General features: G+C 63.6%; 20 protein-coding genes. 3 read left to right on the plus strand and 17 right to left on the minus strand.

The features are described 5' to 3' along the window. From RQP53_RS22645 to RQP53_RS22705, 13 genes are all read right to left on the minus strand, one after another. Positions 1-3,981 (minus strand): amino acid adenylation domain-containing protein (locus RQP53_RS22645; RefSeq protein WP_315652985.1); only part of this gene is annotated, 3,981 nt, incomplete at its 3' end. A 24-nt stretch (positions 3,982-4,005) separates the two neighbouring features. Next, positions 4,006-4,263, minus strand: coding sequence for an acyl carrier protein (locus RQP53_RS22650; RefSeq protein ID WP_315652987.1), 258 nt, complete (start codon positions 4,261-4,263; stop codon positions 4,006-4,008). 12 nt (positions 4,264-4,275) lie between these two features. Beyond that, positions 4,276-5,985, minus strand: a complete 1,710-nt coding sequence (locus RQP53_RS22655) for a fatty acyl-AMP ligase (RefSeq protein ID WP_315652988.1) — start codon at positions 5,983-5,985, stop codon at positions 4,276-4,278. 122 nt (positions 5,986-6,107) lie between these two features. Further along, a complete protein-coding gene (locus RQP53_RS22660) occupies positions 6,108-6,533 on the minus strand; it encodes a ParB N-terminal domain-containing protein (protein ID WP_315652989.1) in 426 nt (141 codons plus the stop codon). A 61-nt stretch (positions 6,534-6,594) separates the two neighbouring features. After that, the gene (locus tag RQP53_RS22665; RefSeq protein WP_315652990.1) at positions 6,595-8,220 is read right to left on the minus strand and encodes an MBL fold metallo-hydrolase; all 1,626 of its coding nucleotides are present in this window, start codon (positions 8,218-8,220) and stop codon (positions 6,595-6,597) included. Between the two features lie 35 nt (positions 8,221-8,255). Beyond that, positions 8,256-9,260 carry a 2,3-diaminopropionate biosynthesis protein SbnB gene (gene sbnB / locus RQP53_RS22670; RefSeq protein WP_315652992.1) on the minus strand — a complete coding sequence of 335 codons (1,005 nt, stop codon included), beginning with the start codon at positions 9,258-9,260 and terminating at the stop codon, positions 8,256-8,258. A gap of 33 nt (positions 9,261-9,293) precedes the next feature. Next, complete coding sequence (sbnA, locus tag RQP53_RS22675) at positions 9,294-10,313, minus strand: 2,3-diaminopropionate biosynthesis protein SbnA (RefSeq protein ID WP_315652993.1); 1,020 nt, start codon at positions 10,311-10,313, stop codon at positions 9,294-9,296. Positions 10,314-10,378: 65 nt separating this feature from the next. After that, positions 10,379-11,047, minus strand: a complete 669-nt coding sequence (dpgB, locus tag RQP53_RS22680) for an enoyl-CoA-hydratase DpgB (protein ID WP_315652994.1) — start codon at positions 11,045-11,047, stop codon at positions 10,379-10,381. A 93-nt stretch (positions 11,048-11,140) separates the two neighbouring features. Beyond that, the gene (dpgA, locus tag RQP53_RS22685; RefSeq protein WP_315652995.1) at positions 11,141-12,298 is read right to left on the minus strand and encodes a 3,5-dihydroxyphenylacetyl-CoA synthase DpgA; all 1,158 of its coding nucleotides are present in this window, start codon (positions 12,296-12,298) and stop codon (positions 11,141-11,143) included. A gap of 52 nt (positions 12,299-12,350) precedes the next feature. Beyond that, positions 12,351-14,681: a M28 family peptidase gene (locus RQP53_RS22690; RefSeq protein WP_315652997.1), complete on the minus strand. Its 2,331-nt coding sequence runs from the start codon at positions 14,679-14,681 to the stop codon at positions 12,351-12,353. Between the two features lie 7 nt (positions 14,682-14,688). Continuing rightward, the gene (gene dpgD / locus RQP53_RS22695) at positions 14,689-15,498 is read right to left on the minus strand and encodes an enoyl-CoA-hydratase DpgD (RefSeq protein ID WP_315652998.1); all 810 of its coding nucleotides are present in this window, start codon (positions 15,496-15,498) and stop codon (positions 14,689-14,691) included. Further along, the gene (locus tag RQP53_RS22700; RefSeq protein WP_315653000.1) at positions 15,495-16,844 is read right to left on the minus strand and encodes an aminotransferase-like domain-containing protein; all 1,350 of its coding nucleotides are present in this window, start codon (positions 16,842-16,844) and stop codon (positions 15,495-15,497) included. The genes dpgD and RQP53_RS22700 overlap by 4 nt, the downstream gene beginning before the upstream one ends. Beyond that, entirely contained in the window at positions 16,844-17,755 is a 912-nt protein-coding gene (locus tag RQP53_RS22705) for an enoyl-CoA hydratase/isomerase family protein (RefSeq protein ID WP_315653001.1), read from the minus strand. Before RQP53_RS22705 ends, RQP53_RS22700 begins: the two co-directional genes overlap by 1 nt. On the opposite strand from RQP53_RS22705, the gene RQP53_RS22710 reads away from it, so the two are divergent. Further along, positions 17,750-18,124 (plus strand): hypothetical protein, encoded by a 375-nt coding sequence (locus RQP53_RS22710; protein WP_315653002.1) that lies wholly within the window; start codon positions 17,750-17,752, stop codon positions 18,122-18,124. The genes RQP53_RS22705 and RQP53_RS22710 overlap by 6 nt on opposite strands. A 26-nt stretch (positions 18,125-18,150) precedes the next feature. Here the strand turns inward: RQP53_RS22710 and RQP53_RS22715 are convergent, their stop codons facing one another. The 4 genes from RQP53_RS22715 to RQP53_RS22730 all read right to left on the minus strand — a co-directional run bounded on the left by RQP53_RS22715 (position 18,151) and on the right by RQP53_RS22730 (position 23,612). Beyond that, on the minus strand, positions 18,151-20,574 hold the full coding sequence (locus RQP53_RS22715; protein ID WP_315653003.1) for an ABC transporter permease: 2,424 nt from the start codon (positions 20,572-20,574) through the stop codon (positions 18,151-18,153). After that, positions 20,571-21,299 (minus strand): ABC transporter ATP-binding protein, encoded by a 729-nt coding sequence (locus RQP53_RS22720; protein ID WP_315653004.1) that lies wholly within the window; start codon positions 21,297-21,299, stop codon positions 20,571-20,573. Before RQP53_RS22720 ends, RQP53_RS22715 begins: the two co-directional genes overlap by 4 nt. Positions 21,300-21,356: 57 nt before the next feature. Further along, positions 21,357-22,601: an efflux RND transporter periplasmic adaptor subunit gene (locus RQP53_RS22725; RefSeq protein ID WP_315653005.1), complete on the minus strand. Its 1,245-nt coding sequence runs from the start codon at positions 22,599-22,601 to the stop codon at positions 21,357-21,359. A gap of 765 nt (positions 22,602-23,366) precedes the next feature. After that, complete coding sequence (locus RQP53_RS22730) at positions 23,367-23,612, minus strand: hypothetical protein (RefSeq protein WP_315653006.1); 246 nt, start codon at positions 23,610-23,612, stop codon at positions 23,367-23,369. 22 nt (positions 23,613-23,634) lie between these two features. On the opposite strand from RQP53_RS22730, the gene RQP53_RS22735 reads away from it, so the two are divergent. Both RQP53_RS22735 and pilB read left to right on the plus strand, forming a co-directional pair. Further along, positions 23,635-23,760 (plus strand): hypothetical protein, encoded by a 126-nt coding sequence (locus RQP53_RS22735; RefSeq protein WP_315653007.1) that lies wholly within the window; start codon positions 23,635-23,637, stop codon positions 23,758-23,760. A gap of 613 nt (positions 23,761-24,373) precedes the next feature. Next, complete coding sequence (pilB, locus tag RQP53_RS22740) at positions 24,374-26,101, plus strand: type IV-A pilus assembly ATPase PilB (protein WP_315653008.1); 1,728 nt, start codon at positions 24,374-24,376, stop codon at positions 26,099-26,101. The last annotated feature ends 7 nt before the right edge of the window (positions 26,102-26,108 follow it).

The following is a 26,108-nucleotide window of genomic DNA, read 5'->3' on the forward strand; positions in this document are numbered from 1 at the left end:
AGCGTCGAACTCGAACGCCAGCGCCGCACCGGCATAGCTCTGCTGCGCCGGCCTCGGCCGGTCTGTCGGCAGCGCCAGCAGTTCCGGTGCGCCAGCGAGGCGCTCGCGCCAGTAGTCGAGCTGGCGCTCGAACGAAGCACTGGCAATGGCGCTGCGCTGCCAGGCGGCATAGTCGGCAAACTGCAGGCTCAGCGGGGGCAAGGGGTCGGCACGGTCAGCGCAGAAGGCCGCGTACAGCGTTGCGACCTCGCGCACCAGGATGGCTATTGACCACCCATCGGAAACGATGTGATGCTGGTCGATCAACAGCAGATGGTGATCGTCCGACAGCTTCAGCAATCTGCCGCGAATCAGCGGCCCGGCGGCGAGGTCAAAGCGGGCCTCGAAGAACTCGCGCTGCAGTGCAGCGAGTGTGTCGCCCCTTGCATCGAGCTCTTCAAGCGCGAAGCCGCCAGCGGCTGAATCAACCACTTGGGATGGTTGCCCCTGCACCGCCACGAAGCGCGTGCGCAGGATTTCATGTCGCGCCACAAGGCGATCCAGCGTCGCCTTCAACGCCGCCCGATTGAGCTGACCGCGCAGCCGCAGTGCCGCCGGCATCCGGTAGGCAGCGCCAGCAGCGGCGTCCAGGTGGTCAAGGAACCACAGACGCTGCTGCGACCACGCCAGCGGCAGCGGCTGGCTGCGGTCGGCACGCAGCATCGGCGTCGCCAAATGCGCTTGGCCCGCTGAGCGCTGACGCTCCATGCCTTCCAGCTGCGCTGCCAGGTCGCGCAGCACCGGCGCCGCAAACAGCAGGCGCAGCGGCAATTCGACGCCCAGCTGATCCCGCACGCGCGCCGCCAACTGCGTCGCCAACAGCGAATGCCCGCCCAGCTCGAAGAAATGGTCGAGGCGTCCGACGCGCTCAAGGCCCAGCAGTGCGCACCAAGCGGCAGCCAACACCGTCTCGAGCTCGCCTTGGGGCTGCTCATAGGCTCTCGATGGCAGGGCGTCGCCAGCGGGCTTCGGCAATGCTTTGCGATCGACCTTGCCGCTGGCATTGAGCGGCCAGGCCTCAAGTCGGACAAAGGCGCTCGGCAGCATGTACTCGGGCAGTTCGCGTGCAAGCCGAGCGCGCAAGGCCAGCACGTCGATCCCGGTGGCAATCAGATAGGCAACAAGCCGAGGTTCGCCGCGCGGGTCGGGCAACGCCAGTACGACCGCCTCGCGAACGCCCTCGCAGGCGGCCAGCTTCGCTTCGATTTCGCCCAGCTCGATCCGGAAGCCGCGGATCTTGACCTGGAAGTCGTTGCGGCCGAGGTACTCAATCGTCCCATCGGCCAGCCTGCGACCGAGATCGCCGGTGCGATACATCCGTGCATCGGCATCGCCAACGAACGGGTCACGCAGGAATCGCTCGGCGCTCAGGTCCGCGCGATTCAAATAGCCACGCGCGACCTGCGCCCCGGCCAGGTACAGCTCGCCGGTCACACCGAGTGGCACGGGCTCAAGATGGGCGTCGAGGATGTAGGCACGTGTGCCGGCAATGGGACGGCCGATCGGTACCTCGGGAGCATCGAAGCTCGCGCCCGGCGCCAGTTCAAAGACGGTGGAGTTGACGGTGTTCTCGGTCGGTCCATACGCATTGATCCATCGGCAGAGGCGAGCGCGCGGATGGGAAAGCCACTGGCGCAGGTGGTGCGCCTTGGCCGCCTCGCCGCCAACCGCGACCAGGCGCAACTCGTCGTTGGGCGCGCAGCGACCGGCCGCAAGCTCGTGGCTCCACTGGTGCCAAAACGCAGTCGCCAAATCGCACACCGTGATCCGCTCGGCGCGCATGAAGGCGGCAAAGTCGGCATCGGGGGCGAGCAGTTGATCAGGGCGCAGAACGAGCGTTGCACCGCTTCCAAGCGCGGGATAGATCTCAGCGACTGAGGAATCGAATCCAAACGAGGCGAACTGCAGCACGCGGTCGCCTTCATCAAGGCGCAGCAGCGCCGACTGCGCCGCGACCAGATTGGCGACATTCGCATGCGTCACCGCCACACCCTTGGGCAGGCCCGTCGAGCCTGAGGTGTAGATCACATAGGCAAGATGCTGAGGTCCAGCAGCGCGAGCCAAGCGGGTCTCGGAGGCGCCCGCCCAGAGATGCGCGTCATGCTCAAGGTGGACGGCCCGAATGCTCAGGGCCTCGGCACGCCCGCCTCCGCCAAGCGCCTGCTCGCCGGCGGCATCAACAAGCACAAGCCGCGCCGCGCAGTCGTGCAAGACATGGCTGAGCCGGTCCACCGGGTATTGCGGATCAAGCGGCACATAGGCCCCGCCAGCCTTCAGGACCGCCAAGACGGCGGTGAGCTGAGCAAGACCGCGACGCGCGCAGATGGCGACCCGCTCGTCTGCCACGACGCCAGCCGTGCGCAGCCAGGCGGCAAGCCGGTTGCTGGCCGCATCGAGTTCGCCGTAGCTGAGGCTGACGCCCGCGTCGCGCAATGCCGTCGCCAACGGCGCACGCCGCACAACGCGTTCAAACGGTTCGTGCACCAAGGTGTCCGGCGTTTCAGCAGCGAGTGCCGTGCCGGGCATGCTGTTTGACTTGGCACCCAGCGTCAGTTCTAGGCGTTGCTGCGCATCGATGAGGGGCAAGCGGGCGACGGTTCGCTCGACCTCCGCCACCATCGCCTCGAGCAAATTCACATAGTGCCCGCCGATGCGCTCGACCGTCGATTGCTCGAACAGGCTGACGTCGAAACGGAAATCGCAGCGCAGGCCGGCGTCAAGCTCGATCACTTCGAGCGACAGATCGAGCGCCGTGCCACCGCTCTGGTAGACCGGGTAGGCCTGCAGCTCATGACCTGCCCAAGAAGCAAGCTGGCCGCCAGGACGTTGCGCACTGCCCTCCCGCCACAAGGCCAGCAGCGCCGTCGCCGCACGCGCCTTCTGAAAGTTGAACAGGGTCTGGAACACCGGATGAACTCCGGGTTCGCGCGGCGGATTCAGCCGTTCGACCAGCAAACCGAACGGCAGTTCTTGGTGACGCAGCCCCTGCATGGCAGCACCGCGCACAGCGCGCAAGGTGTCGGCGACCGCCTCATCCTCGGCAAAGCCATGGCGAATGGCGATAGCGTTGACGAAATCGCCGACAACAGGGTTCCAACGCGGATCGACCCGTCCCGGCATGGGCGTGCCGACGATGATGTCATTCTGGCCGCTCAAACGATGCAACAGCATCATGTAAGCGGCCAGCAGGGTCGTGTAGAGCGTGCCGGCATGCCGGCGGGCCAGCCCACGCAGGCCCTCAAGCAGCGCCGCTGGCAGTTCGATGCTGATCTGACCGAGTTCGCTGCCAACGCCCGGGCCGCGAACATGGTCACAAGGCAGTCGCAGCAGCGGCAGATCGCCGCCCAATGCAGCCAGCCAGTGCTTCCAGGCGCGCTGCGCCTCCGTGCCCGCCAGCCAGGCGCGCTCGGACTCCACATAGTCGCGGTAGGCAGGCGCCGTCAGCTGTGGCGCCGGCAAGTCACCCTGCAACGCCTGTCCCAACTCTTCAAGCACCAGCCAGAACGACCAGCCGTCGCAGAAGAGATGGTCAAAAACAAGCAGCAGAACCGTGTCACCGCTGGCTTCCGGGTAGAGCACCGCACGAAACGGCGGCTCTTGCTCAAGATCGAAAACACGGACGCTGTCAGCGCGAACGGCCTGCAGCAGCGCGGCCGCATCCAGACCGCCACGCAGCTCGACTTTCAGCGGCGCGCCTGCATCGGTCGACTGTTCCGCTCGCCCCCCAGACTGGCGCAGGCGCGCGCCCAGCATCGGATGACGTACCGTCAGCTGCTCAAGCGCCCGCTGCAATGTCGACGCTTCAAGACCGCCACGCACACGCACTGCAAAAGCGTTGTTGTGTGCGCCCCGGCCTTCGCTGTCGAATTGATAGAGGAACCAGCGGCTGCGCTGAGCCTCGGACAGAGGAAACCACGATGGCGATACGGCGTGAAGGTCCATGACTCAATGCGGAATGTGAAGCGCTCAGGGCGTCGCCGGAGCGGCCTGCATCTCGGGGAGTGCAGCAAGAAAGGCGGCGAGACCGGCGATCGACGGATGGTCATAAAGCCACTCGAGATCCACCTCGCGGCCGACCAAGGCTTCGATCTCACGGGCGAGTTGCAGGGCAACAATCGAGTCGACCCCTTGCTCAGACAGGTCGGCGGTCAAAGACAGCGAGGCCGGATCGACCTCCAGCAGGCGCGCAAGCGCCCGGCACAGCGAAAGCTCGAGGGTGGTCATATGGGGGCTCGTTCAGGGCTGGAGGACAGCGGCTTCGGCGCGCTCAAGCGTCCGAGCCAAGTAGCTGGTGCGGCACTGCGCGCGCATCACCTTGCCGCTGGAGGTACGTGGCAGCGCACCGGGTTTGAGAAAGACAATGTCGTCCACCGTCAATGCGTAAGCCTGTCGCACAGCCGCACGCACAGCGCCGGCGACGGCCGGCCATTGCTCCGACCGACGCAGCCACTCGCGTTTGAGCTCGCACACGAGCACCAGGCCGGCAGTGGCCTCACCGGTCTGGCCGTCCGCAACAAAGGCTGCCGCACCGGCCTCGCGCAGGGCGTCATGAGCATCAAGCGCGGCCTCCTCGATATCCTGGGGCGCATGCTTCTTGCCGTTGACGATGATCAGGTCCTTGAGTCTGCCGGTCACGAACAGCTCACCTTCCCAGAAATAGCCGAGATCGCCGGTACGCAGCCAGTGCTCTGACGACCCGTCGGCCAGGCTGGCCCCAAAGCCCTGCGCGCTGAGCTCGGCTTGCCGCCAATAGCCCCCGGCGACACTGCCACTGCGCACCCAGATCTCGCCAACGCCCGGCGCGGGGAGTGGCTGGGATGTCGCTGGATCGACGATGCGGATCTCGGTGTCGCCGCTCGGTACACCACATGAAACGACCGAGCTTCCCTGTGAACGCCGCTGCCGCCATGGCGTTCCAAGGCGTTTGCCGGTGATGAACAGCGTTGACTCGGCCATGCCGTAGCAGGGGTAGAACGCGCCGGCATCGAACCCCAGTGGTGCGAAGCGTTCGCAGAAGCGTTCGACCGTTGCAGCCCGTATTGGCTCTGCACCACAAAACGCAACCTGCCAGCGGCCCAGATCAAATCCGGGTATTGCTGCGAGCGCCGCCGGATCAACCTGCCGGGCGACCAGGTCGTACATGAAGTTCGGGCCGCCGCTGGTCGTGATGCCCAGCCGCGCGATCCGCTCCAGCCAACGCTGCGGAAACTGCACAAACTCGGCTGGCGTCATCCAGTAGCCCGGGCAGCTGCTGTACATCGGCTGCAGCAGGCCACCAACAAGCCCCATGTCGTGGAACATCGGCAGCGCAGTCAAGACCGCCGAGCTGCTGCCAATTCCCATCGCAGCCTGGATCAATGCGCTGTTGTGGCGCAGGTTCTCATGACTGACGACAACGCCCTTTGGCTTGCCAGTGGACCCTGAGGTGTACTGAAGAAAGGCAACCGGCGCGGCCTCGTAGTCGGGCCGCTGCCATTGCGCCGCCGAAGCGGCCAGCGGTGTGGCGCCGGTACTGCCGGCCATTTCGCTGGACAGCCCGCGCAAGTCCAAGCACAGCAGGCCTGCGCCATCGCTCGTTTGGGCGAACTGCAGCAAGGCGTCGGCATCCGTCAGGGCGGCCTGCGCGTCGGCGTCGGCGATCAGGACGCGAAGCCTCTCCGCCAGCGCCTGCCGACGGGGCAACGCCGTCGGCACAGCGATCATGCCTGCCAGCATGCAGGCATAGAAGGCGAGCACGAACTGCTTCTGTGCCTGACAGACGAGCAATAAGCGCGATTGCGGGTCGAAACGCCGCTGCAGCAAAGCCGCGAGCGCAGCAGCCTGCTCAAACAAGGCGCCACAGCTGAGCGCGTCAACGCCCTCACCATCGCCTTGCAAGAAACCATAGGCGAGCGCCTGCGGCGTCTGGCACGCACGTTGCACGAGGAGATCGGGAAGCAGATTCACAAGGAACTCGCTGGTCAGAGTTGGAGCGTCATCCGATGGCGACATTTCGCAATGCCGCCGAGCGGTGCGATCAGGGCGTGGTGAACATGGGCGCGGTATCGGGTCAACCAGAGCCACGCGGCTCAGGCAGCCTGCGCCGCGCGCTGGCCTAGCGCAGCCAGCCCAATATCACAGGGCGGCAGCGGTGGCGTGAAGATGTGCCGAGTCGTCTTGTACGGAAACACCTGGCGGGTGTTCGCAATCGAGAAAATATCAGCCAGATTGAACGGCTCATCGTGCTCCCACTCGTACACGCGGACACGCGGGTCGGTGTACTCAAGCAGGTAGCAGGGGATTTGCCGCAGGCCGAGTCGGCGCGCCGCATGCCAGCGATGGTTGCCGTCCATGATGATGCCTGTGCGCGCCTCGACGGAGATGGGCATCGTCCAGCGCCCGGCCGCAGCAATCCGCACAGCCAGCGCCTCCACGTCGGCCTCGATCACTTCTTCGGACAACAGGAAAAACCCCGTGTCGCGTAGCGAGACTTCATAAGAATGCGGCGCGCTCATCAATGACCTCCCCTGATAGACCTATCGCAAAAGTGCGCAAGAAACGCGAACAAGGACATGACTAGAACGGCCACTCGCCACTCAGGTAGAGCCGCTCGGCCTCCATGCCGTGGCTGCGGCAGCGGTCGATGAAGCGCTGCGATTCGGTCAGCTGAATGCTGTCGGGGCTGTACTGCAAGCCCATGATGTAGCGCATCCATGGCTCCTGCCCCATCGCATATACAAACACGCGAGCAGGTTCGAGTTTCCCGACGATGCCCCAGGCTCGATCACAGTCGGCGCCTGACAGCCGCCGCGCCTCGTTATTGCGGCGATTCAGCGGCTTGCCCAGAAGTGGCTCGTACAGCCAGTTCAGCGGGGCGCCATGGCATTCCATACCGATGAACAAAGCGTCGATGCGGCCGCCGATGGCGCGTCTCATATGCTCGTACATGACGAGATCTCGACCATCCGAGTCAACCAGGAACACAAAATTGCGTCCACCCAGATTCAGTGCGACCGCATGCTTGCTGTAAATGCTGAGATCCGCATGCTCACCGGTGAACGGCAGACTGCAGATGCGGCCGCCAGGGATCTGGACCGTGTCCAGGCAGTCGAGCACGACAACGTTGCCAAAGCCCATTTCGCCTAGCGCGAGCTTCATCGACGGATCTGCGACATGGCCACTGTTGTTGGCAGGCACGATGACCTGGCCGATGCGATGGCGCAGCTGGATCAGCATCTCGGGGCTGAAGTGATCCTGGTGTGAATGCGAGAGCACGACATAGTCGATGCGCTCAGGCAAATCGTTGATCGTGAAGCGTTCATCGTCGGCTTCTTCGATGCTCACAAATGGATCAAACAGCACCGACACCTCGGCCGTTTGAAACAGCACACAGGCATGACCGAAGTAGCGCACCCTCACGCCGTCGCCGCTATGGTCAATCGGACCACGCCGGCGTGGCGGCGTCGTATCGAACATTGCGCGCAATGCCGTGCGTTGCTCACCGGCAAGTTCAAGCTGCTCGGCAATCGCATTGAAGGAGGCCGGCTTGCTGCGCGCGCGCGCCAGCAGATCGAGCCGAGCGTCGGAGAAGCGCAACGGCAGGGTGACGCTGCCTGGCGCCGGCAGCCGTGGCGTGCTCATGAAGAAATGGCGCTCGTCCTCGCGCAGCGACTGCAGAAGGACTTGCTGCGTCGACACGGCCAAACCCTGTGCGTAGAGCAGCGCTTCGAACAGGCGCAGCGCCGGGCGATGATGGAGGTCGTAAACGAGTTCAAGGCAGCCGCGCAGAGCCTGTGGCAACTCGGTGTAGTAGTCGTTGAGCGTGCCCCCTTGGGCTTCCTGCTGCAGCCGAGCATCGAAGGCACGGTATTCGTCGGCGAAGGCCAACAGCTCTGCGCAAGTGGTTTCGGTATCTTCAATCAGCTGGCGCACGGCCGCGATATCGGCCTCGGCAAGGCTGACGAATGGCCCGCCGTACATATTCGGGTCAAGGTTGGCCGAGACGTGGATGGACGGGTTATCAACAAAATTGCGCAGCAGGGGCAACATGCGAAAACGCAGATGCAGGGCCAACGCAGCTGGCGACACCAGATGCGACCAGGCGTACCAGCCGCAAACAAGCGGCTCGATCTTGACGTCTGATTTCAGGTAGACGAACTCGTCGCCAGCAGCGACGGGATGGACATTCGAATCGGGGAACAAGATGCTTCTCTCTGAAGATGCAGTGGCCGAGGCGATCACCAGCGACTGGTTTCGCCGAAGAACTCTGGAATTGCTATCGCCTGGCCCTGCGCCAGAGCGGCTTCGAAGAGCTGCTTGCCCAGCGCAAGGTCGAGCATGCCCATGCCAAAGGGTGAAAAGATCACCGGCTTGCCGCGATCCAGCTCGATCTCACCGAGCATCAGCTGCGCCAGCGTGCCGGTGACAAACGCCCGATGGCCGCTCAGCTGTTCGGCCAGGTGCGGCGACGTGTTCGCCTTCATGCAATGCTCAACGTCGTCGAACAGATTGGCCGCTGCCAGGATCAACTCGGGTGCGAGATCGCGCAGCGACACGTTCAGCACGATCTGGCCCGGCGCGAACGGCCGGTCGGCGCCGACATAGGGCGTGCCGGCATTGGTGGCAAAAACCACCACGTCCGCAGCGAGCGCCGCGTCGAGCGAATCAACCCGCACGCCGCTGTTTGACTGCTTGCGTGCATAGGCAGCAAACGCTTCGCTGGAGGCCGCATCATGGTCGTGAACAATCAGCTGCTCGAAGGTCCAATGGTCGGCCCTGAACATGTCGTAGATGCTGCGGGCGATCACGCCGGCGCCAATAAAGGAAACCGACATCGCCTCGCGGCGGCCCGCGTTGATCCAGCGTGCGGCCAGCACGGCTGACGCCGCGGTGCGCGCGGCACTGATCAGCGCGCCTTCCAGCAATGCATAGGGGTAGCCGGTCGCCGGGTCATTGAGGACGAGCACCGCAGAAGCGCGTGGAATGCCTCGTTCAACATTGCCAGGGTAGCTCGCGATCCATTTGATTCCAGAGACCGCCTGCTCTCCCGCAATGCTTGCCGGCAGCGCGATGATGCGGTTCTGCGGCTCTGATGGAAAGCGCAGGAAGTAGCTATCGGGGTTGACGGTCTTGCCGTGGTGATGGGCAAGATAGGCGTCGGCCACACTCTCGATGCAGCGGGCAGGATGCAGCTCCAGCAATTGCTTCAGCCGGCTCCCCGTAAGGACATGAAACTCAAACATGGTGGGTCTTGTTCCTATCGGTGTGCAGGGGGCTCAAGCCGCCAGGGCGACGGCTGCCGCAAGCGCGTCTTCGCGATCGCTGCCTGCGGCGCTATCGGTCCGACCTGGCTGCAGCTCGGGAATCAGGCCGAAACGTTCGCGTACCCAAGCGTCGTCATAGACCGAGTCCAGATAGCGCTCGCCAAGGTCGGGGGAAATCGCGACCACGCAGGCATCCTCTGGCATTCGATCGCGCCAGCGGTAGACCGCCGCCAGCACGGTGCCGGTGGAACCGCCAGCGAGGATGCCATTGCTGCGCGCCAGATAACGGCACATCGCTATCGCATCCGCCTCTGCAACAAGTTCAAGCGCATGTAGACCCGCCGGATTGAAGATCTCGGGACGGCGACTGGTCCCCAGCCCTGGAATGAACCGCTTGCCCGCTGGCGTGCCGAAAGTGACCGAGCCGATGCTGTCGACAGCGATGACTCGGGTGTGCGGGCTGTCTTCGCTGAAACGCTGCAGACAGCCCATCAAGGTACCCGTCGTGCCCGCACCGACAAACAGGTAGTCCACCTGCTCAAAGCTCTTGAGAATGGAGGCTGCCGTCGTGCGCGCATGCGCGCGTGGATTCTCTGGATTCGCGTATTGATTGAGCCAGATATAGCGTGGATCGGCCGCGACAACCCGACCGATGTGGGCGATCCGGGTCGCGAGAAAACCGCCGTTCTCGTCGCGTTGATCAACCACGGTGACTTCGGCGCCGAGCGCCTTCATCATCTTGATGTTCTGGGGTGATGTGTTCGGATCGACAACGCAGCTGAAGCGGTAGCCCCGTTCCGCGCAGATGATGCTGAGCGCGACGCCGAGGCTGCCCGACGAGGACTCGATCAAGATGGTCTGTGGCCCGATGCAGCCCCGCGCCTCAAGGTCGCCTATGAGGCCAAGCGCCGTTTTCATCTTGATCGAACCGGACGGATTGAGTGCCTCGATCTTCAGGTGCAGCTGCGACAAACCGAGTCCGCGCAGCTTGACGAAATTGCGGTCATTGACGATGTCGGAAATGGCGTTCAAGACCTTCTCCCCAGTTTCATGTAAGCCCTCTCGCGGCTGGGTAAGTCGCGGCATGGGGCGATGCGTCAAGCCGGTTGGATATCCAGCGAGCGCGAGAGTTCGGCCTGACGGGCCACGGCGGCGGCACGCAGCGTGCGATCGCTGGCCGCGAGATGGGCGCCAAGCGCCTCCTCATACGGTGTAGAGGCAACTTCAAGCATCAAGCGGCGGCGCACGGCCACATCGCGCCAGGCCGGTACCGCGGTCTGTTGGCAAAACGCCTCTGCACGGCTGCGTGGCTCGGCGTCAAGCTCGTCTAGCAAGCCCGTGGAAAGTGCTTGCTCGGCGCTCAGGACTTGGCCGAACAAGACCAGGCGCCGTGCGGCGCCAATGCCGAGCTGGCTCGTCAGGCGGTACAGCGTCATCCCTGGCCAAACAGCACTGTGCACCTTGGGCAATTCGAAGCGCGTGTTCGGCGCGGCGATGCGGTAGTCGGCAATCAAAAGCACATCGAATAGCAGGCCCACGCAATCGCCTTCGAACGCAGCGATCAGAGGTGCCGGCAGGCGTTCCAGCCGGCGCAATGTACGCTCCCACTGGCTCACGAGCTGCACCTCGGCGCCTTCGCCCCAGGCGCATTGGCTTGGCGTGCCCGGCGCAACGCCGTGCAACTGAATCTGCAACACCGTGCCCGGGTTGTCTTCGGCCTCATCGCAGGCACGGCCGATTTCAGCCATCAGCCTGGCGCTGCTCATCTCATGGTCGAGGGCAAGCCGGAACGCCCCCGACCGGCTGTTGCGCTCTATTGCCTTGTTCATTGTCGAAACTCCCAAAGTTTGAAAACCCGGTCACCAGCGGACCAGTGCCGATTCGATCGTCGAGCCCGGACCCATCGTCATGAAGACCCCGTGGTCACCGCGCTTGACCTTGCCCTCAGCGAGCAGGCGCTGATAGGAGAACAGGAACGAGCCGCTCGACAAATTGCCGTAGTCGGCCAGCACGGACATCGTGTGCCGTACGTCGTCCTTGGTCAGACCGAGATTGACGCGCACGGAGTCGATGACCTTCTTGCCGCCCGAATGGACCACCCAGTGCGCGATGTCGTTCTGGCGCAAGCCCGTGTCCTTGAGCAGATTGCCAATCACGTGCTCGGCATGGGCACCGACGACATAAGGCACGTCACGGTCAAGATAGAAGCTGAACTTGCCCTGTTCCTCGTCCCAGTCATAGCGCATTGCATGGATGGCATCGGGAATGAGACAGCTGAAGAACTTGACGATCTGAGGAGCGCCGCCGCCGGCATCGCCCTGGCCGGCAGTTCCGAGCTCCCCGCCCATCAGCGCAAGCGCCGCCGCACCGTCGCCAAACAGGCTGTTGACGACCGCCGTCTCGATCGATCCATCGAACACATAGGCGGCCGAGCAGACCTCCACGCACAACATCATCGCGAGCTTGCCCGGGTTGACGCGCGCCCAGTTACTGACCGGATTGAGTGCATTGAGCCCGGCATTGCAGCCCATGCCGACAATGTCGAGCCGCCCGCAGCTGCGCGGCAGTTCGAGCGCCTTGCTGATATGGGCGCTCAATCCAGGTGTCAGGAAGCCTGTCGTCGACACACAGCAGAGGTAGGCGATCTCGTCCTTTGACACGCCAAGCTGTTCGCAGCAAGAGAGCACCGCGCGTGTGCCCATGGCCACCGCCTGCGCCTTGTGCTTGCCGAGCAGCTCGCCCTGGCTCTCGGTCACCGGCGGGCCAGCGTCGCTGGCCTCGGGCAGCGTCAGGAAGCGCTTCTCAATTCCGCCATTGAGGAACACCGATCGGATGCGCCGGTCGGTGATCTTGAATCGATCAAGCAGTTCGCGCTGGGTATAGCAGCGCTCCGTCGTCGCCGTCGCGACGCCCAGGATCCGCGCCTGGGTCGCCGCGTTGTGCTCGGCCATGGCCTGCGCCTGCAGGCCCGGCTCGTGCCGGCGCTGCGTGAAGATGGTTTCCACCGGAGAATTCATAGGACCTCACTCGAATCAGGATGGGCGCCCGTTGATGTCATGTGCGACGCCCCTAGCCGGCAAACTTGGCCAAGCGGATCAGCTGGGTTGTGTCGCTGTTCCTGAACGGCTGGATCATCAAGTCCGCTGGCCGCGCACCCAGGGCATGAGCCGGCAAGCCATAGCTGATGTCGCGGACGCGCACCGCGAATGGCTGGCCTGGCGAGACCGACAGCGACAGCTCGACCGGCTCGTCGGCCGTGCCGAAAACGTCGATCCGCCAGCGCCGCGGGCTTGCTGAACGGTAGTCATGCCCTGCGACCTTGGCCGCACGCACCTCGATGTCCTCGACCGCGACCCGAAGGCGCGGCGCTTGGCGCTGCGACGAGACCTGAATCGTCAGTTGCCGGGCGCCATCGACAATCTTGTCTTCGAGCACCTTGACCAGCGGCCCGGGCTGCGTCAGCGGTGCCGCGGCGTTGACCCACAGCGGGATCGCAGCACCGCCAAACAACTCCGGCAATGCCTGTGGCTTGGGTGCGCTGCCAAAAAAGCGAGCCGTGAACGGGTCGAGCTCGTCGTCCTCGGAGATCCAGTAGGCCTTGTTCGCATCTGCATCCTGCACAAAGAACAGGTTGTCGGGCTTTGGCCGCTCAGCATCGAAGCCAGCGCTGACCGAGCCAAGCGCGAGCAGACCGACGCCAAGCACCGCCGGCACCAGCGGCAACAGGAATCGCCGGGTCAGCAGCTCCAGCAGACTCAAGGCCGGCAACAGCGCCAAGCATTGCACCGCCACCATCGCGTACAGAGCCTGCGGCGTCAGTGCCTCGAAAAGCAGCTGAACAACGGGAACGAAGAGCAGAACTGCAGGCACCGACGCCACGCCGAGCAGCAGCGCACGCACTGGTCCAGGATGGACGTCGGTGCGCAGCTGCCCCCGGATCGAACCGATCAGACCGAGCACGAGAAACGGCAGCACTGGCCACAGCAGCAGGTAGCTCGCGCCGGGCAAGGCCGCAGCAATGATCAGCCCAAGGGCGGCGTAGGCCAGCAGCGCACCGGCGCGAAGCTCCTCGGCAGCGAACCAGCGCCGCAGCAGCTTCAGCGCGCCCACAAACAAGGCCAGGCCCAACGCTGCAAAAGCGCCAAGGTAGACGTCCCCGTTATAGGTGCTGCCCTGCTGCATCAGCTGGTAGCCCGGATGGGCAAACCACACGATCGTCCAGACCAGCTGACACAGCAGCGCGACCACAACGACACTCACCAGCAGAGCCGGCACGGCAGTCAGGGTCTTGCCGAACCGCAGCTGCCCGCGACGCAGGCTGTGCACGACCAGAATCGCCAGCAGAGCAAGGACCACAAGCTGCAAGGGCAGTGCCAGCGCGGCTGGGTAGCTGACGGCGCCAAGCAGTGGCATATCGAAGAAGACGGCATCACCGCTTTCGAGTGATTGCAGATCCTCATTGCCAAGCCGCTGCACGAGCTCGACCATGGAGGCGCCCAAGTGCTGCATGCTGGCGGTATCGATACGCTCAACCGTATCCAGCTGGCTGTGATAGCTCGTATGTCCCTCACCGCCAGCGAAGTTGAGCCCAGCCAGTCCCGCACGCTTGAAGTTGCTCATGTCGGTGTCGTTGGGCAGGTGTCGGTAGACCTCGGCCAGCAGCGAGTTCCCGACAGGGTGACTCAGCGAACGCTGCCATGCCTCGATCAGACGACCATTGCCCGAGCGCCCGCCGCTGGTCTCAAACAGCCAGATCGGACCACGGTTGCCGCGAAACTCAAAATTGAGAACGGCCCCGATGTCATGCAGCTTGCCAAGGCGCTCGACGAAAAGCTGCGAGCCAAACAAGCCCGCCTCTTCCCCGTCGGTCAGCAGCACAAGGAGATCGTTGCGCAGTGGTGCACCGGCCTTGAGCAGCCGCAGCGTTTCGAGTATGGCCGCGATGGCCGCGCCATCGTCCGCCGCCCCTGGACTCGAAGGCGCCGAGTCGTAGTGCGCTGCCAGCAACAAGGCCTTGCCACCCTCAGTCCTGGCGCTGCCAGGGATGCGCACAACAATATTGCTGATCGTCGCGAGGCCACCCAGTTCGGCGTTGAACACCTGCCCACTCTGCAGTTCGGGCGAGTGTCCAAGCGCGCGCAACCGACCAAGCAGGTACTCCCGCACGGCAGCGTTTTCCGGCGAGCCTGTAGGGTGCGGAGCCTTGGCGATCTGCCGCAGGTCGTCGAGCGCGCGAGCGGTCGAGAACTGCGTCAGCGGCGGCTCGCTCGACGGCAGTGCCGGCGGGCGCAGGTGCTTCAGGCTCGCCAGCACCAACAGGAGGATGAACAGCAGGGCGCCGCTGGCAATCAGCAGATGGGCGCTGCGAGCCGGCGCAACAGTGGTGCGTGAGTGTTCCATGATGGTGCTACTGAGCTTTCCAGATCGGTTGACGTTTTTCCGCGAACGCACGCGGCCCTTCGGCGCAGTCTTCACTCAGGCGCCGTGCGCTTTCCCAGCTGTAGGAGCGCTCGAATGCCTCCGCCAGCGGCAGCGTGGCTGACTGCGCCACGACCTGCTTGATGGCCCGCTGAGACAAGGGCGCGCATTGCAGCAATTCATCCAGCCATCGGCCGACACAGGCGTCCAGCTCGGCAGCCGGAACGACCTCGTTGACAAGCCCCAGCTCGTAGGCACGCGCTGCACTCAAGCGCCGACCGCTGAGCAAATAGCCCATGGCGGCCTTGACAGGAATCTGCCGCGCCAGCCGAAACACACCTCCAGCGCCTGGAATCAGCCCAAGCCGGGCCTCAGGCAAACCGAACTCGGCATCCTCGGCGGCAATGACGATGTCACAGGCCAGTGCGAGCTCGAATCCGCCGCCGAGCGCATAGCCGCGCACCTTGGCGACCAGGGGCTTGGAAAGCTCGAAGCGCTCCGTCAACCGTGGCCAGCCCGCACGGCCGCGGCTACCGAAAGACGACGCAGCCTGTCCCTGCCGGTTCAATTGATCGAGTTCCTTCAGATCCTGTCCGACCGAGAAGGCTCGATCTCCGGCGCCACTGAGCACACCGAGCCAGATCGCCGGATCACTCTCGAAATCGTCCCAGATGCCGGCAAGCTCCTCGTGCATGCGAAGGTTCATCGCATTCAGCGAGGACGGGCGGTTCAACTCGATGTGTGCAATATGGCCAAGCTTGGTGTAGCGCACGCAGCTAAGATCGCCAAGTTCGCTCATGCGGCCTCCACAGAAGCAGACGTGCGTGGCTCCAGCGGCTGCACAGGCCCGGCAAGCACGGCACGAAGGAATCGCGCCAGCCGTTCGACGCCTTCGTCGATCACCGCGGGGCGCAGATAGCTGCAGGAAAGCCGCAGCTCGCAACTGCCCTGACCGTCGAGATAGAACGAGCGCATCGGCGTCCACAAGACGCCGTACTCACGCGCCGACAGCTCAAGCAGGCGCTCGTCAGCGATCACCGGCAGTTGCATGCGCACGAAGAAGCCACCACTCGGACGGTTCCAGCTGATGCCCAGCTCTGCCTGCACAGGCCTCGGGAGATGCCGCTCAAGCGCCACCAACAGGTGGCCGAGCTGGCGCCGGTAAAGCTCGGCCTTTGGGCGCGCGATGGCCGCCAGCGACCCCCCATGCTGAAGCAGCATGCCGCCGACGATGGCTTGGCAAATCGGCGAGGTGTTGACCGTGACCATGCTCTTGACGAGCGTCAGCTCATCGGCGAGCAGTCCCTTGCGGCCCTGGGCGTCGATCACCTCCTGATCGGCAATCGCAAAGCCGATGCGTACGCCTGGCACGCAGATCTTGGCGCAGGTGCCGATATAGAGAACGCGGCCCGCCTGATCGAGCGCTTTCAGGGTGGGCAGTCGCGTCTCCCACTCCGCTGTGAAGCCGTAGGCGTTGTCCTCAATGACGATGAAGTCGTGCCGCTCTGCCAGTGCCAGCAATTGCTCACGCTGCACGCGCTGCATCAGGCTCCCCGACGGGTTCGCGTGATCAGGCGCGACGTAGAGGGCACGGATTCGCTGTCCGCGATCACGGGCTTGGCGGCAAGCCGCCTCAAGAGCCGCGAGATTCACGCCATCGCTCGTATCGGCAATGGCAATCGTCGCAACGCCGAGGACCTTGGCGGCTCCGACTATCCCGACAAAGGACGGGTTGACCACCGCTACACAGTCTTCAGGCGCAGGACATAGCACGCGCAACGCAAGCAGCATCGCCTCTTGCGCGCCGACCGTGACCACAATTGCGCGCGGATCCACCGAGATGCATTCGTCGACCAGCATGGCCCGGGCGATCAGACCGTTGATGTGCCCGCGTGCCGGCCCGTACTGATAGAGATGGCGGCGCACCTGAGCCTCGCTCAGCCCCTTGTCCTCGCGCAGATAGCTGCAATAGCGCTCTATCAAGGCTGGCAGCTCAATGCCGTCAAGCAGATCCTCGGACGGAGCGCCCGGTGCAAACGAGATCGCACGCGGATAGCGGTCGATCACCTCGTTGAGAAAGTTGATCGCCGACAGCGCTGGATCGGCCAGCGCCGGCAGCAGTTGTTCGCGCTGCAGTTGCATCATCACACCCGCGCAACCTTGGCCAGCACATCAGCGCTATAGATGCGCTGCGCCTGCTCAAGCGCAAACTGCGCAAAATAGCTGCGTAGTGCTTCGGCCGGCTCCTGCAGGAGCCGCAACATACGTCGATTTGCAATCACGGCAGCAGCGGAGAAGCGCTCGACCGCCTGTTCGATCGCTGCATCCATCTCGGCCGGATGTACAACCTCGTCGAACAACAGCCGGCCATCAGTCTCGGTCGAACTCACCCGGCGACCATCCAGAATGATCTGGCCTGCCATGCGGGCGCCGACAAGACGCGGCAGGCGCAGATTGGCCAGCCCGGGAACGATGCCTTCCTTGGCTGCCGGCAGGCTGAAGTAGGCCCCTTGTTCGGCGATCACACGATCACAGACAAGCAGGATTTGCGCGCCACCGCCAATCGCGAAACTGTCCACTGCAGCAATCCAGGGCTTCTCCACCGCCCCGGCCTCCGCGCCTGCAGCGGACAGCCCATGCGCCATCTTGTTGATATAGCCAAGCTCCCGGCGCAGCAGGAAGTCGAGATAGGAAATCTGACCCGCGCTCAGATGGCGCAGATTGATGCCCGCGCTGAACACACGTCTGCCGCGATAGCGCTCATGATCCATGACACCGCCGCGCAACACGCCGACCTTGATGCGCTCGTCGAGCAGGACAAGGTCCACAGCGGTTTCAAACGCGTCGATCAGCGCATCGTCCTCGGCGTTGAGGCAGCTGAGGTTGTGGAAGGTCAGGTAGCCGCCATCGCCACGGCGCTCAAGCTCAACCGGACCGATGCGAAGACGGTCATGCTGCTGCAGCTCCGGCAGCAGGGCCACGGCCTTGGCGGTCGGAAGCCGCATCCGCTCGATCAGGTCGGCCCCGACGTCGGGTAGCGCAAACCAGGCATGCAAGAGCTCACCCTGGTCGATTTCAAGCGCTTCCTTGTCACGCTGCAAGAACTGGCGTTCGCGCTCGAGCTGCGCCTGCGTCGGCACAAGGCCGACAAAGCGCACCGCCGCTGCCGCGGACAGCTCCGCAAGCGAGACGTGAGCCGTGTGCTCCTCAGTGACTGCCGCATAGACGGCACGGGCATGCCGACGCAGGAAGGCGCGGCGCAGGGCGCGACCTTCTGCATGCAGCGCCGTCGCTTCAGCCTGCTGGCCCTCGTCGCGCTCAGGCTTGGCCGGCAATACGGCGAAACGCTGGGCTGCACGCCCGGCATAGCTGGCGAGAACGGCAGCATCGGCGTCCAATGCGCCGGTAAGCTGAGGAATCAGTAAATCAGTCATGGTCTAGCCTCTTTGCTTCAGGCGGCGCGCAACACGTCCGCCGGGGCCATGCGCATCGCCACCAGGGTGTGGCGCAGGGCTGCGATCAGCGTCACCACAAGCGCGCCGAGCAAGGCGATCAAGGTCGCCCAGGCACCGATCGCAGCCTGCTCAGCAAACTGCTGAAGGAACATCTGGCCGAACAGGTAGGCGGCAGGCAAGGCGGGCAAGGCTGCAATCGCGAGCAGCCAAACGAACTGGCGCGCCAGCAGCCGCGCAATATCGGCGCGGCTCGCGCCGTGGAGCTTGCGCACAACAATCTCACGCGCCCGCTTCTGCACCGTGAACGCCGACAGGATGTAGACGCTGAAGACAGACAGCGGCACGATCACGGCCGCCACGATCAGGCAAATCTGCAGGATCACCATGGGGCCGCCGGCATTGAGTTCGAGCCGTGTGCGCTGTTTGCGCACACTGAAGAACTGGTCTGGGAAAAGCTCGCTGGCCAGTGCTTCGACGGCACCGCGGGCCGCCTCGATGTCCTGGCCTGCACGCACCATCAGCAGCGTCGGCTCGACACCGATGGTGTAAACGACGGCCTGGTCGGCGGCCTGACGAAAGCCACTGCCTTCACGCCGGCTCACGCCGACGATCTGCAAGGGTCCCTGACCGGCGCCCAGATCAACGAACTTGCCAACAGCCGCCTGCGCATCGGCATGCCCGAGCCGCAGCGCCGCCTGCGGGTCGACGATGGCGACCTTCGCCGTCTCGGCTGCGTCAATGCCGGCATCGAACGCGCGCCCGGCTTGCACAGCAAGCCCCAAGGTCGCGAAGTACTCGGGGCTCACCCGTTGCTGGTCAAGAACGACCGGAGCCGCCCCGGGCAAACTCAGCTCACGCCTCGTGGGAGCCAGCTCGCTGCCCGCCACAGCGGCAATCTCGGGGCGAGCCTGCAGAGCATTCTTGAAGCTCTGCAGCTGAGTCGCGCTGAGCTCCTTGGGCACCGTGACCGCCAGCAAAGAATCGACTGCATAGCCATAGTCGATGCGTTTCAGGTAGTTGATCTGCCAAGAGATCGTCACCACCATGGCGCTCACGAAAATGGCGATGCCAAACTGCAGCACTGTCAGCACGCGGCGCAGCCACAGGCCACCACCACTCTCGCTGCCACCGCGCCCAGCCAATGCTTGTGCCGCCTGCATCTTCTGGACTACCCAAAGCGGATACAGGCCGGAGCACAAGCCAACGATGATGCCGCCGGCAAGCACGACCAGCGCGAAGACGATCCAATCGCCCGTGCCCATGAGCTGGGCAATCGGATGGCTGGTCATGTCCGACCAGGACGGCAGCATCAAGCCCGCAATGCCAGCACCCAGCAGTGCAGCCAGCAGCGACACCAGGATCGACTCAGTGAGCATTTGCGCGATCAGCCGTCGCGTTCCGATACCCAGCACCTTGCGAACGGCCATCTCGCGTTGCCGCTGCACGGTGCGGATGGTCGCCAGGTTGACGTAATTGCCCACCGTCAGCACGAGAATCAGCAGCGCCACAAACAGCAAGGCGAAGTTGGCGAGCCTGTCGCCCTTGGGGCCACTGTTGCTGCGCGCTTGCGGGTCAAGATAGGAATCGAGCAAAGGCCCCAGCTTCACTTCGATCAACTTGTTGGTGCCCAGCTCGGCGCGGTCCTTCTCACCCAGGTGACCGCGCATCGCCGAGGTCTCAATGTCCGCCACGATCCGCTGTTCCAACTGGGCAAGCAGCCCGGCAGAAGGCGCCCGCACATAGACTTTGCAGGTGGGCCACTCGGTCGGCTGTTCGGAGTAGTAGTTCCAAGGCGCCCGGGCGCGCACCCGCTCTTGCTCGGGCCAAAGCGCCGTGCCAATCCCCACCAGCGCTTCGTAGCGAACCGAGCTGGCTTCAGGCGGGCGCGCCACAATGGCCAGTACCTCGAATGACTGCCCACGTACCTGGACACGCTGCCCCAGCGCATCCGCTGTACCGAACAACTTCTGAGCCGACTCGCGCGTCAGCGAAATCGCGTCAGGCCGGCTGAGAGCCGCGCGCAGATCTCCCTGCTCGGCCTTGATGCCGAACACCTGATCAAAGTCCGGATCTACCAGCGTCAACTCCAGCTCGCTGCTGCGCGCACCGACGCGCACCGATACCGAGTAGGGCAGCACGGCCGTCGCCTGGACGGGCGCACCGCTTGACGCAATCGCCTCCTTCATCGACAGCGGCACGTTCTCGCTCCAGAACGACAACCCCCAGTTCGCCCGTGCCTTCAGCACATAGACCTGTTCCGCCTTGGGCACATGCCGGTCGAAGCTGGCTTCGAAATGCAGAAAGCCCAGCACAAGAAAGGTGACCGCAAAGCCGATGGCCAGGCCAAGCACCATGACGGCAGAAAAGGCGGGCTGCTTGCGCATGACGCGCCAGCCCATCCGGAAGTCGCCGTACTTCATCGCGCCTCCGCGGCTTGTTCCACGGCGAGCGCCCGCTGCTGATTCGCGGCCGCCGAGGCATCAGCGCCAACCAGGCGGCCGTCGCGCAGCTGCAGCACCCGACTGGCCTGCTGTGCATGCTCGGGCGAGTGAGTGACCATCACGATGGCCGTGCCCTGCGCGTTGATCTCGCGCAGCATTTGCATAACTTCACTGCCATGCGCAGAGTCCAGATTGCCTGTTGGCTCGTCAGCGAGCAAGACCGCGGGCTCGCCAACGAGCGCGCGCGCGATGGCGACGCGCTGCTGTTGACCGCCGGAGAGCTGCGACGGGAAGTGCTTGGCACGATGCGCGACGCCGAGTCGCTCCAGCATCGCCGTCACCCGGCGCGCACGCTCGGACGGCGGCACATCGCCATACTCGAGTGCGAGCTCGACGTTCTCGAACACCGTCAGTTCCTCGATCAGGTTAAAGCTCTGAAAGATGAAGCCGATGCGGCCGTTGCGCAGCTTGCCCAGCTCGTTCTCGCCAAGGTCGTGCGCTGGCTGCCCTTCGAACCAGCATTGACCCGAGCTCGGCTTGTCAATCAGCCCGAGCAGGTTCAGCAGGGTCGACTTGCCACAGCCCGACGGCCCAGTGATGGCCACATACTCGCCAGCCTCGATGTTCAGATTGATGTCGCAAAGTGCCGTGGTGCGAACTTCGCCAGCCAAGTGGACTCGGTTGACATTGACAAATTTGTACATGCTGGGCCCTAGGTAGAAATTGATTTGCTGGTGAAAGCGCGACGCCGTCGACCACCCTCAGCGCTTGAGCTGGAGATGCGTGACGTTGCCAAAGGCGGCATAGCTCGATACGACAACCTTGTCGCCTGCCTGCAGACCCGCCAGCACCTCGACTTGACGGTTGTTGCGCCGACCAAGCTGGATGGGCTTCTTGCTCGCATCGACGCCATTGGCGTCGAGCACGAAAGCCCAGGCGCCGCCGCTGTCAGCGACAAAGGGCGAGTTGGGCAGCACGAGCGCAGCCTTGGGCTCGCCGAGCGTGACCTGCACATCCAGGCTTTGACCTGGATTCAGCGTCGCCGGCTGATCGCTTGAGAACACGAGTTCAATCGAGAAGCGTCCATCCTTGATCTGTGGAAAGACCTGGCTGACCTGAATGCCGTAATCCTTGCCGTCGTGGCGCAGATGGCCCATTCGGCCAACAGCCACGCGGTTGAGGTAGTACTCGTCTACCTGCGCCGTCAGCTTGAAGCGGCTCGGATCGTCGATACGACCAATGTGCTGATCTGTCTTGACTGACTGGCCCACCTGCAGCTTGAAGTCCGTCAGGCGCCCGGCGATCGGCGCCCGCACGACGAGCGCGTCAACATTGCGGCCCACGAGCGCCAGACCCGATTCAATCTTCGCTATCGCACGCTCCATCTCGACGATGACGTTTCGCTTCACCGCCATCTCGCTGCTGCCATGCGTGCGTTCATTCGCGAGAGCACGCATATCGCGGGATGCCGCATCCTGCGACTCCTGCAAGGCCGACTCGGAGATGAAGCCTTGCAGCGCCAACTGCTTGTCGCGCTCTATCTTGCGGCGCGTCAACGCAAGGTTGTGCTCAAGGTCAATCAGGCGCCGCTCATGTTCGGTCGTGCCCTGTTCAAAAGCCAGGCGCAGCGTTGCAAGATTGGAAATCTGCTGCGCATGCTCACTCTGCCGCTGCAGCAGTTCGAGATGCCGCTGGGAATTCGAGATGCGGAACAGCACATCTCCCTGTTTGACAAGCACACCGTCGCGCGCTTCGACTGCCTCGACACGCCCCGAATCAATCGAGTCAATAATGACCGAGTTGAGCGCCTCAGCCTTTGCCCTTACCGCAATCTCATCGAGGAAGGTGCCGGCCTCCACGGCTGCGATCCGCAGGTCGCTTGCAGGCACTTGCAGGCCGCGGGGCGCCCAAGCCCACAGCGCCATCGACACGATCAGGAGCAGCGCCCCGGTCAAAGCAGCAGCCAGCCATCTGGGGCGGCGGCGCTGGGGGACGATCTCGTCCATCGCCGCTCCGTTCATCGAACCTTCTGCTGACATAGTTGCTGCTCAATCGATTCCATCCAGTGGTTTTTGCCCAATAGGTCAACAGCCTGCGCGAATCTGCGGCACGGCAGCAGGAGGGACCTGACAAACCTCTTCTGAAGGTCTGATTCGCGGGGCTGGCTATGTAGAGCCCGGCGGATTCTAGGGACGGAAAGTCGCGCTTAACGCCTTGAATCGGCGACCCTGTAAGAGCTTACAGATGCCGTACCGATTGACACAAATCTGCCGCTGACTTTTGGCATCCATGCGTTGGAATCGCTGCGTCCAATTGAAAGCGCGGCCGAGAATTCATGCCGCCGCAGTGCTCGCTGAATTGCGAGCCATGAACGAAAAGCGCATCTGCAGATCGCCACGTGACCGGTTCGATTCGGGAAGGTCAGCGCAAGTCGACGTGAGCGTGGGCAAGCGCCAGCCATGGCCTGCCAAGGCGCGATACGCAGCGCGCCTACATGAGCAGGCCCCTTCCCTCGAGCACGGCAAAAGAAAGCTGATACTGCCCTTCCATCGCACCGAGCGACTGCCTTTTTGGCCGCTTCAATAGGAGTTCATGCATATAGTTATGTTTTTTGCATTTCACTTTGAATGCGCGCCTTGTTTTCATGCCGCGCAAGCTATCTGACGACCACATGAGTTCAACCGCTCAGGCCAAATTGCCACAACCTGTCGCATTAGGGATTGTCTGCGCCGGTCGGCTTATGGCGCAACGACGTCCGCATACTTTTACAGTTATCCTGCCTCGAAACCACGCACTCGAAGTCCCTGCGGCTTCTGGGCAACTGAATCGGCACATGCGATCGACTCGAAGGCCAGGCGTTGCGCCTCGTCGATCGAGCCGAACTGATCGATACCCTGAGCCGGTTGCATGCCGCTGCTGGACGCGGCCCGACGGCTCGCCTCGTCGGTGATCGGCGCAGAATGCGCTCCCACCTGATTGAGCCCCGAGCCGTCGGAGGGCGCGATGTCAATGTGCATGTGCATGTGCATGTGCATGTGCATGTGCATGTGCATGGGCATGGGCATGGGCATGGGCATGGGCATGGGCATGGGCATGGGCATGGGCATGGGCATGGGCATGGGCATGGGCATGGGCATGGGCATGGGCATGGGCCAGCGTGAATGACTGGCCGGCAGCCGGGGCTCACTCGGCACGCGCTGGCCGACCGATGCGCCGCTTCACCGCCACGCCCTTCATGCCGGTGGAGCGAAAGCTGCACGAACAGCCCGAGGAAGACCTGCCGAATGGCGGCAGGGCAATAGCTAGCGCGATCATCCACGACGCCGGGGCGGGCACTTCAGCTGTCTGGCAATTCCTCGGAAGCCCGAACCGATCGCCGATGCGCGGGACTTGATGCATGGCGCACACCAAAGGCCCGCTTTGTTTCGTCCCGTCGAGTCCAGATCGCTTTTCCGGCACCGACCGAGATTCAGTGTTGATTCGGTGGACCTTGGGCCTCATTCCGGTGGCCGATCCCGACGGCCTGCTTTCGGGCCGGCGCTGCAGCCGCTCGCGCCCACGCTGTTCAGCAGGATTTCACGGCACGGCAGCTTGGTCGCCGCACCCCGGGCAAGCCCTGCCCGGCCAATGGCCGGCGCAAGCGCCAAGCGGGTTTACAGTGCGAAACGCATCGGTAATGATGGTGAGCCGCATTGCTTGTGCCTGAGCGCACAATGACGCCCTGGCGCCGGCGTCCTGCAGCAGCCGTCCATACAACACCTCAGCGCTCAGGTTCAGCATGCAAGTGGAGTCCACCTTGGTAGAAGCCCCCCAATCAGCCCTGTCAGGCGTCGCACGCATTCTCGTGCATGCTGGCAAGCTGCAGGCCAAGGCTGCCGAAGACCTGGTGAAGCAGGCGAAGGACAGAAAGATCAGCTTCGTCAGCGCGGTCATTGCAGCAGGCGCTGTGGGGCCGGCAGATTTGGCCCATACCCTGTCGACGGCGCTGGCGGTTCCAGTGCTGGATCTGAATGCGATGGACCCGCAGCGGCTGCCTCAGAACATCATTGACAGCAAACTGGCGCAACAGTACCAGGTGATTGCGCTGGGTCGGCGCGGGAATCGGCTCTTTATTGGCGGCGTGGACCCGACCGAGCAAGAAGTCGCCGAGCGCATCAAGTTTGCCACCCAGTTGTCGCCCGAGTGGGTCATCGTCGAGTACGACAAGCTGGCCAAGCATCTGCAAGGTGCGGCGACCAGTGCCAGTGAAGCGCTGGAGACGATTGCCGGCGGTGACTTCGACTTTGACATCGCTGAAGAGGATGTCACTCCGCAGCAAGACACGCCCGAGATGGCCGACGTGGAAGATGCGCCGGTGGTGCGTTTTCTGCAGAAGATGCTGGTCGATGCCATCAATATGCGCGCCTCGGACCTGCACTTCGAGCCCTACGAGTACAACTACCGGGTCAGGTTTCGTGTTGACGGCGAGTTGCGCGAGATCACACAACCCCCGGTCGCCATCAAGGACAAGCTGGCTTCGCGGATCAAGGTGATCTCGCGCATGGATATCGCCGAGCGTCGCGTGCCGCAGGATGGCCGCATGAAGCTGAAGTTCGGCAGCAAGTCAATCGACTTTCGCGTCAGCACCTTGCCCACGCTGTTCGGCGAAAAGATCGTCATCCGTATCCTTGACTCCTCATCGGCAAAGCTGGGCATTGAGGCGCTGGGCTATGAGAAAGCGGAGAAGGACCGCCTGCTGGCCTGCATCCATCGCCCCTACGGCATGATTCTGGTCACCGGCCCGACCGGCTCGGGCAAGACAGTGTCGCTCTACACCTGCTTGAACATCCTGAACCAGCCCGGCGTCAACATCTCGACCGTCGAAGATCCGGCCGAAATCAACCTGCCCGGCATCAATCAGGTCAATGTCAATGACAAGGCCGGCCTCACGTTTGCGGCGGCGCTGAAATCCTTTCTGCGCCAGGATCCCGATGTCATCATGGTCGGCGAAATCCGTGACCTGGAGACGGCTGACATCGCCATCAAGGCGGCGCAAACCGGCCATATGGTGATGTCCACCCTGCACACCAATGACGCGCCGACAACGCTGACCCGGCTGCTGAACATGGGTGTCGCCCCATTCAACATCGCCTCCAGCGTGCTCTTGATCACGGCGCAGCGTCTGGCACGCCGCCTGTGCGAAAACTGCAAGGTGCTGGCCGACTATCCTCGCGAAGCGCTGCTCAAGGCCGGCTTCACCGAGGACGAGCTCGATGGCAGCTGGCGCCCCTATCGCGCCGTGGGCTGCTCCAGCTGTAACAACGGGTATCGCGGACGCGTCGGCCTTTACCAAGTGATGCCCATCACCGAAGCAATCCAGCGCATCATCTTGTCCGAGGGGACGGCCATGGACATCGCAGAGCAGGCGCGACGTGAAGGTGTGCGAGATCTGCGTCAGTCCGGCCTGGTCAAGGTCAGGGGCGGGGTCACAACGCTGGAAGAAGTGTTGGCTGCGACGAACGAATGAGTTGGGC

Origin of the sequence: Roseateles aquae (assembly GCF_032337115.1) — a bacterium.
In the GTDB taxonomy this organism is placed as follows: domain Bacteria; phylum Pseudomonadota; class Gammaproteobacteria; order Burkholderiales; family Burkholderiaceae_C; genus Roseateles_C; species Roseateles_C aquae.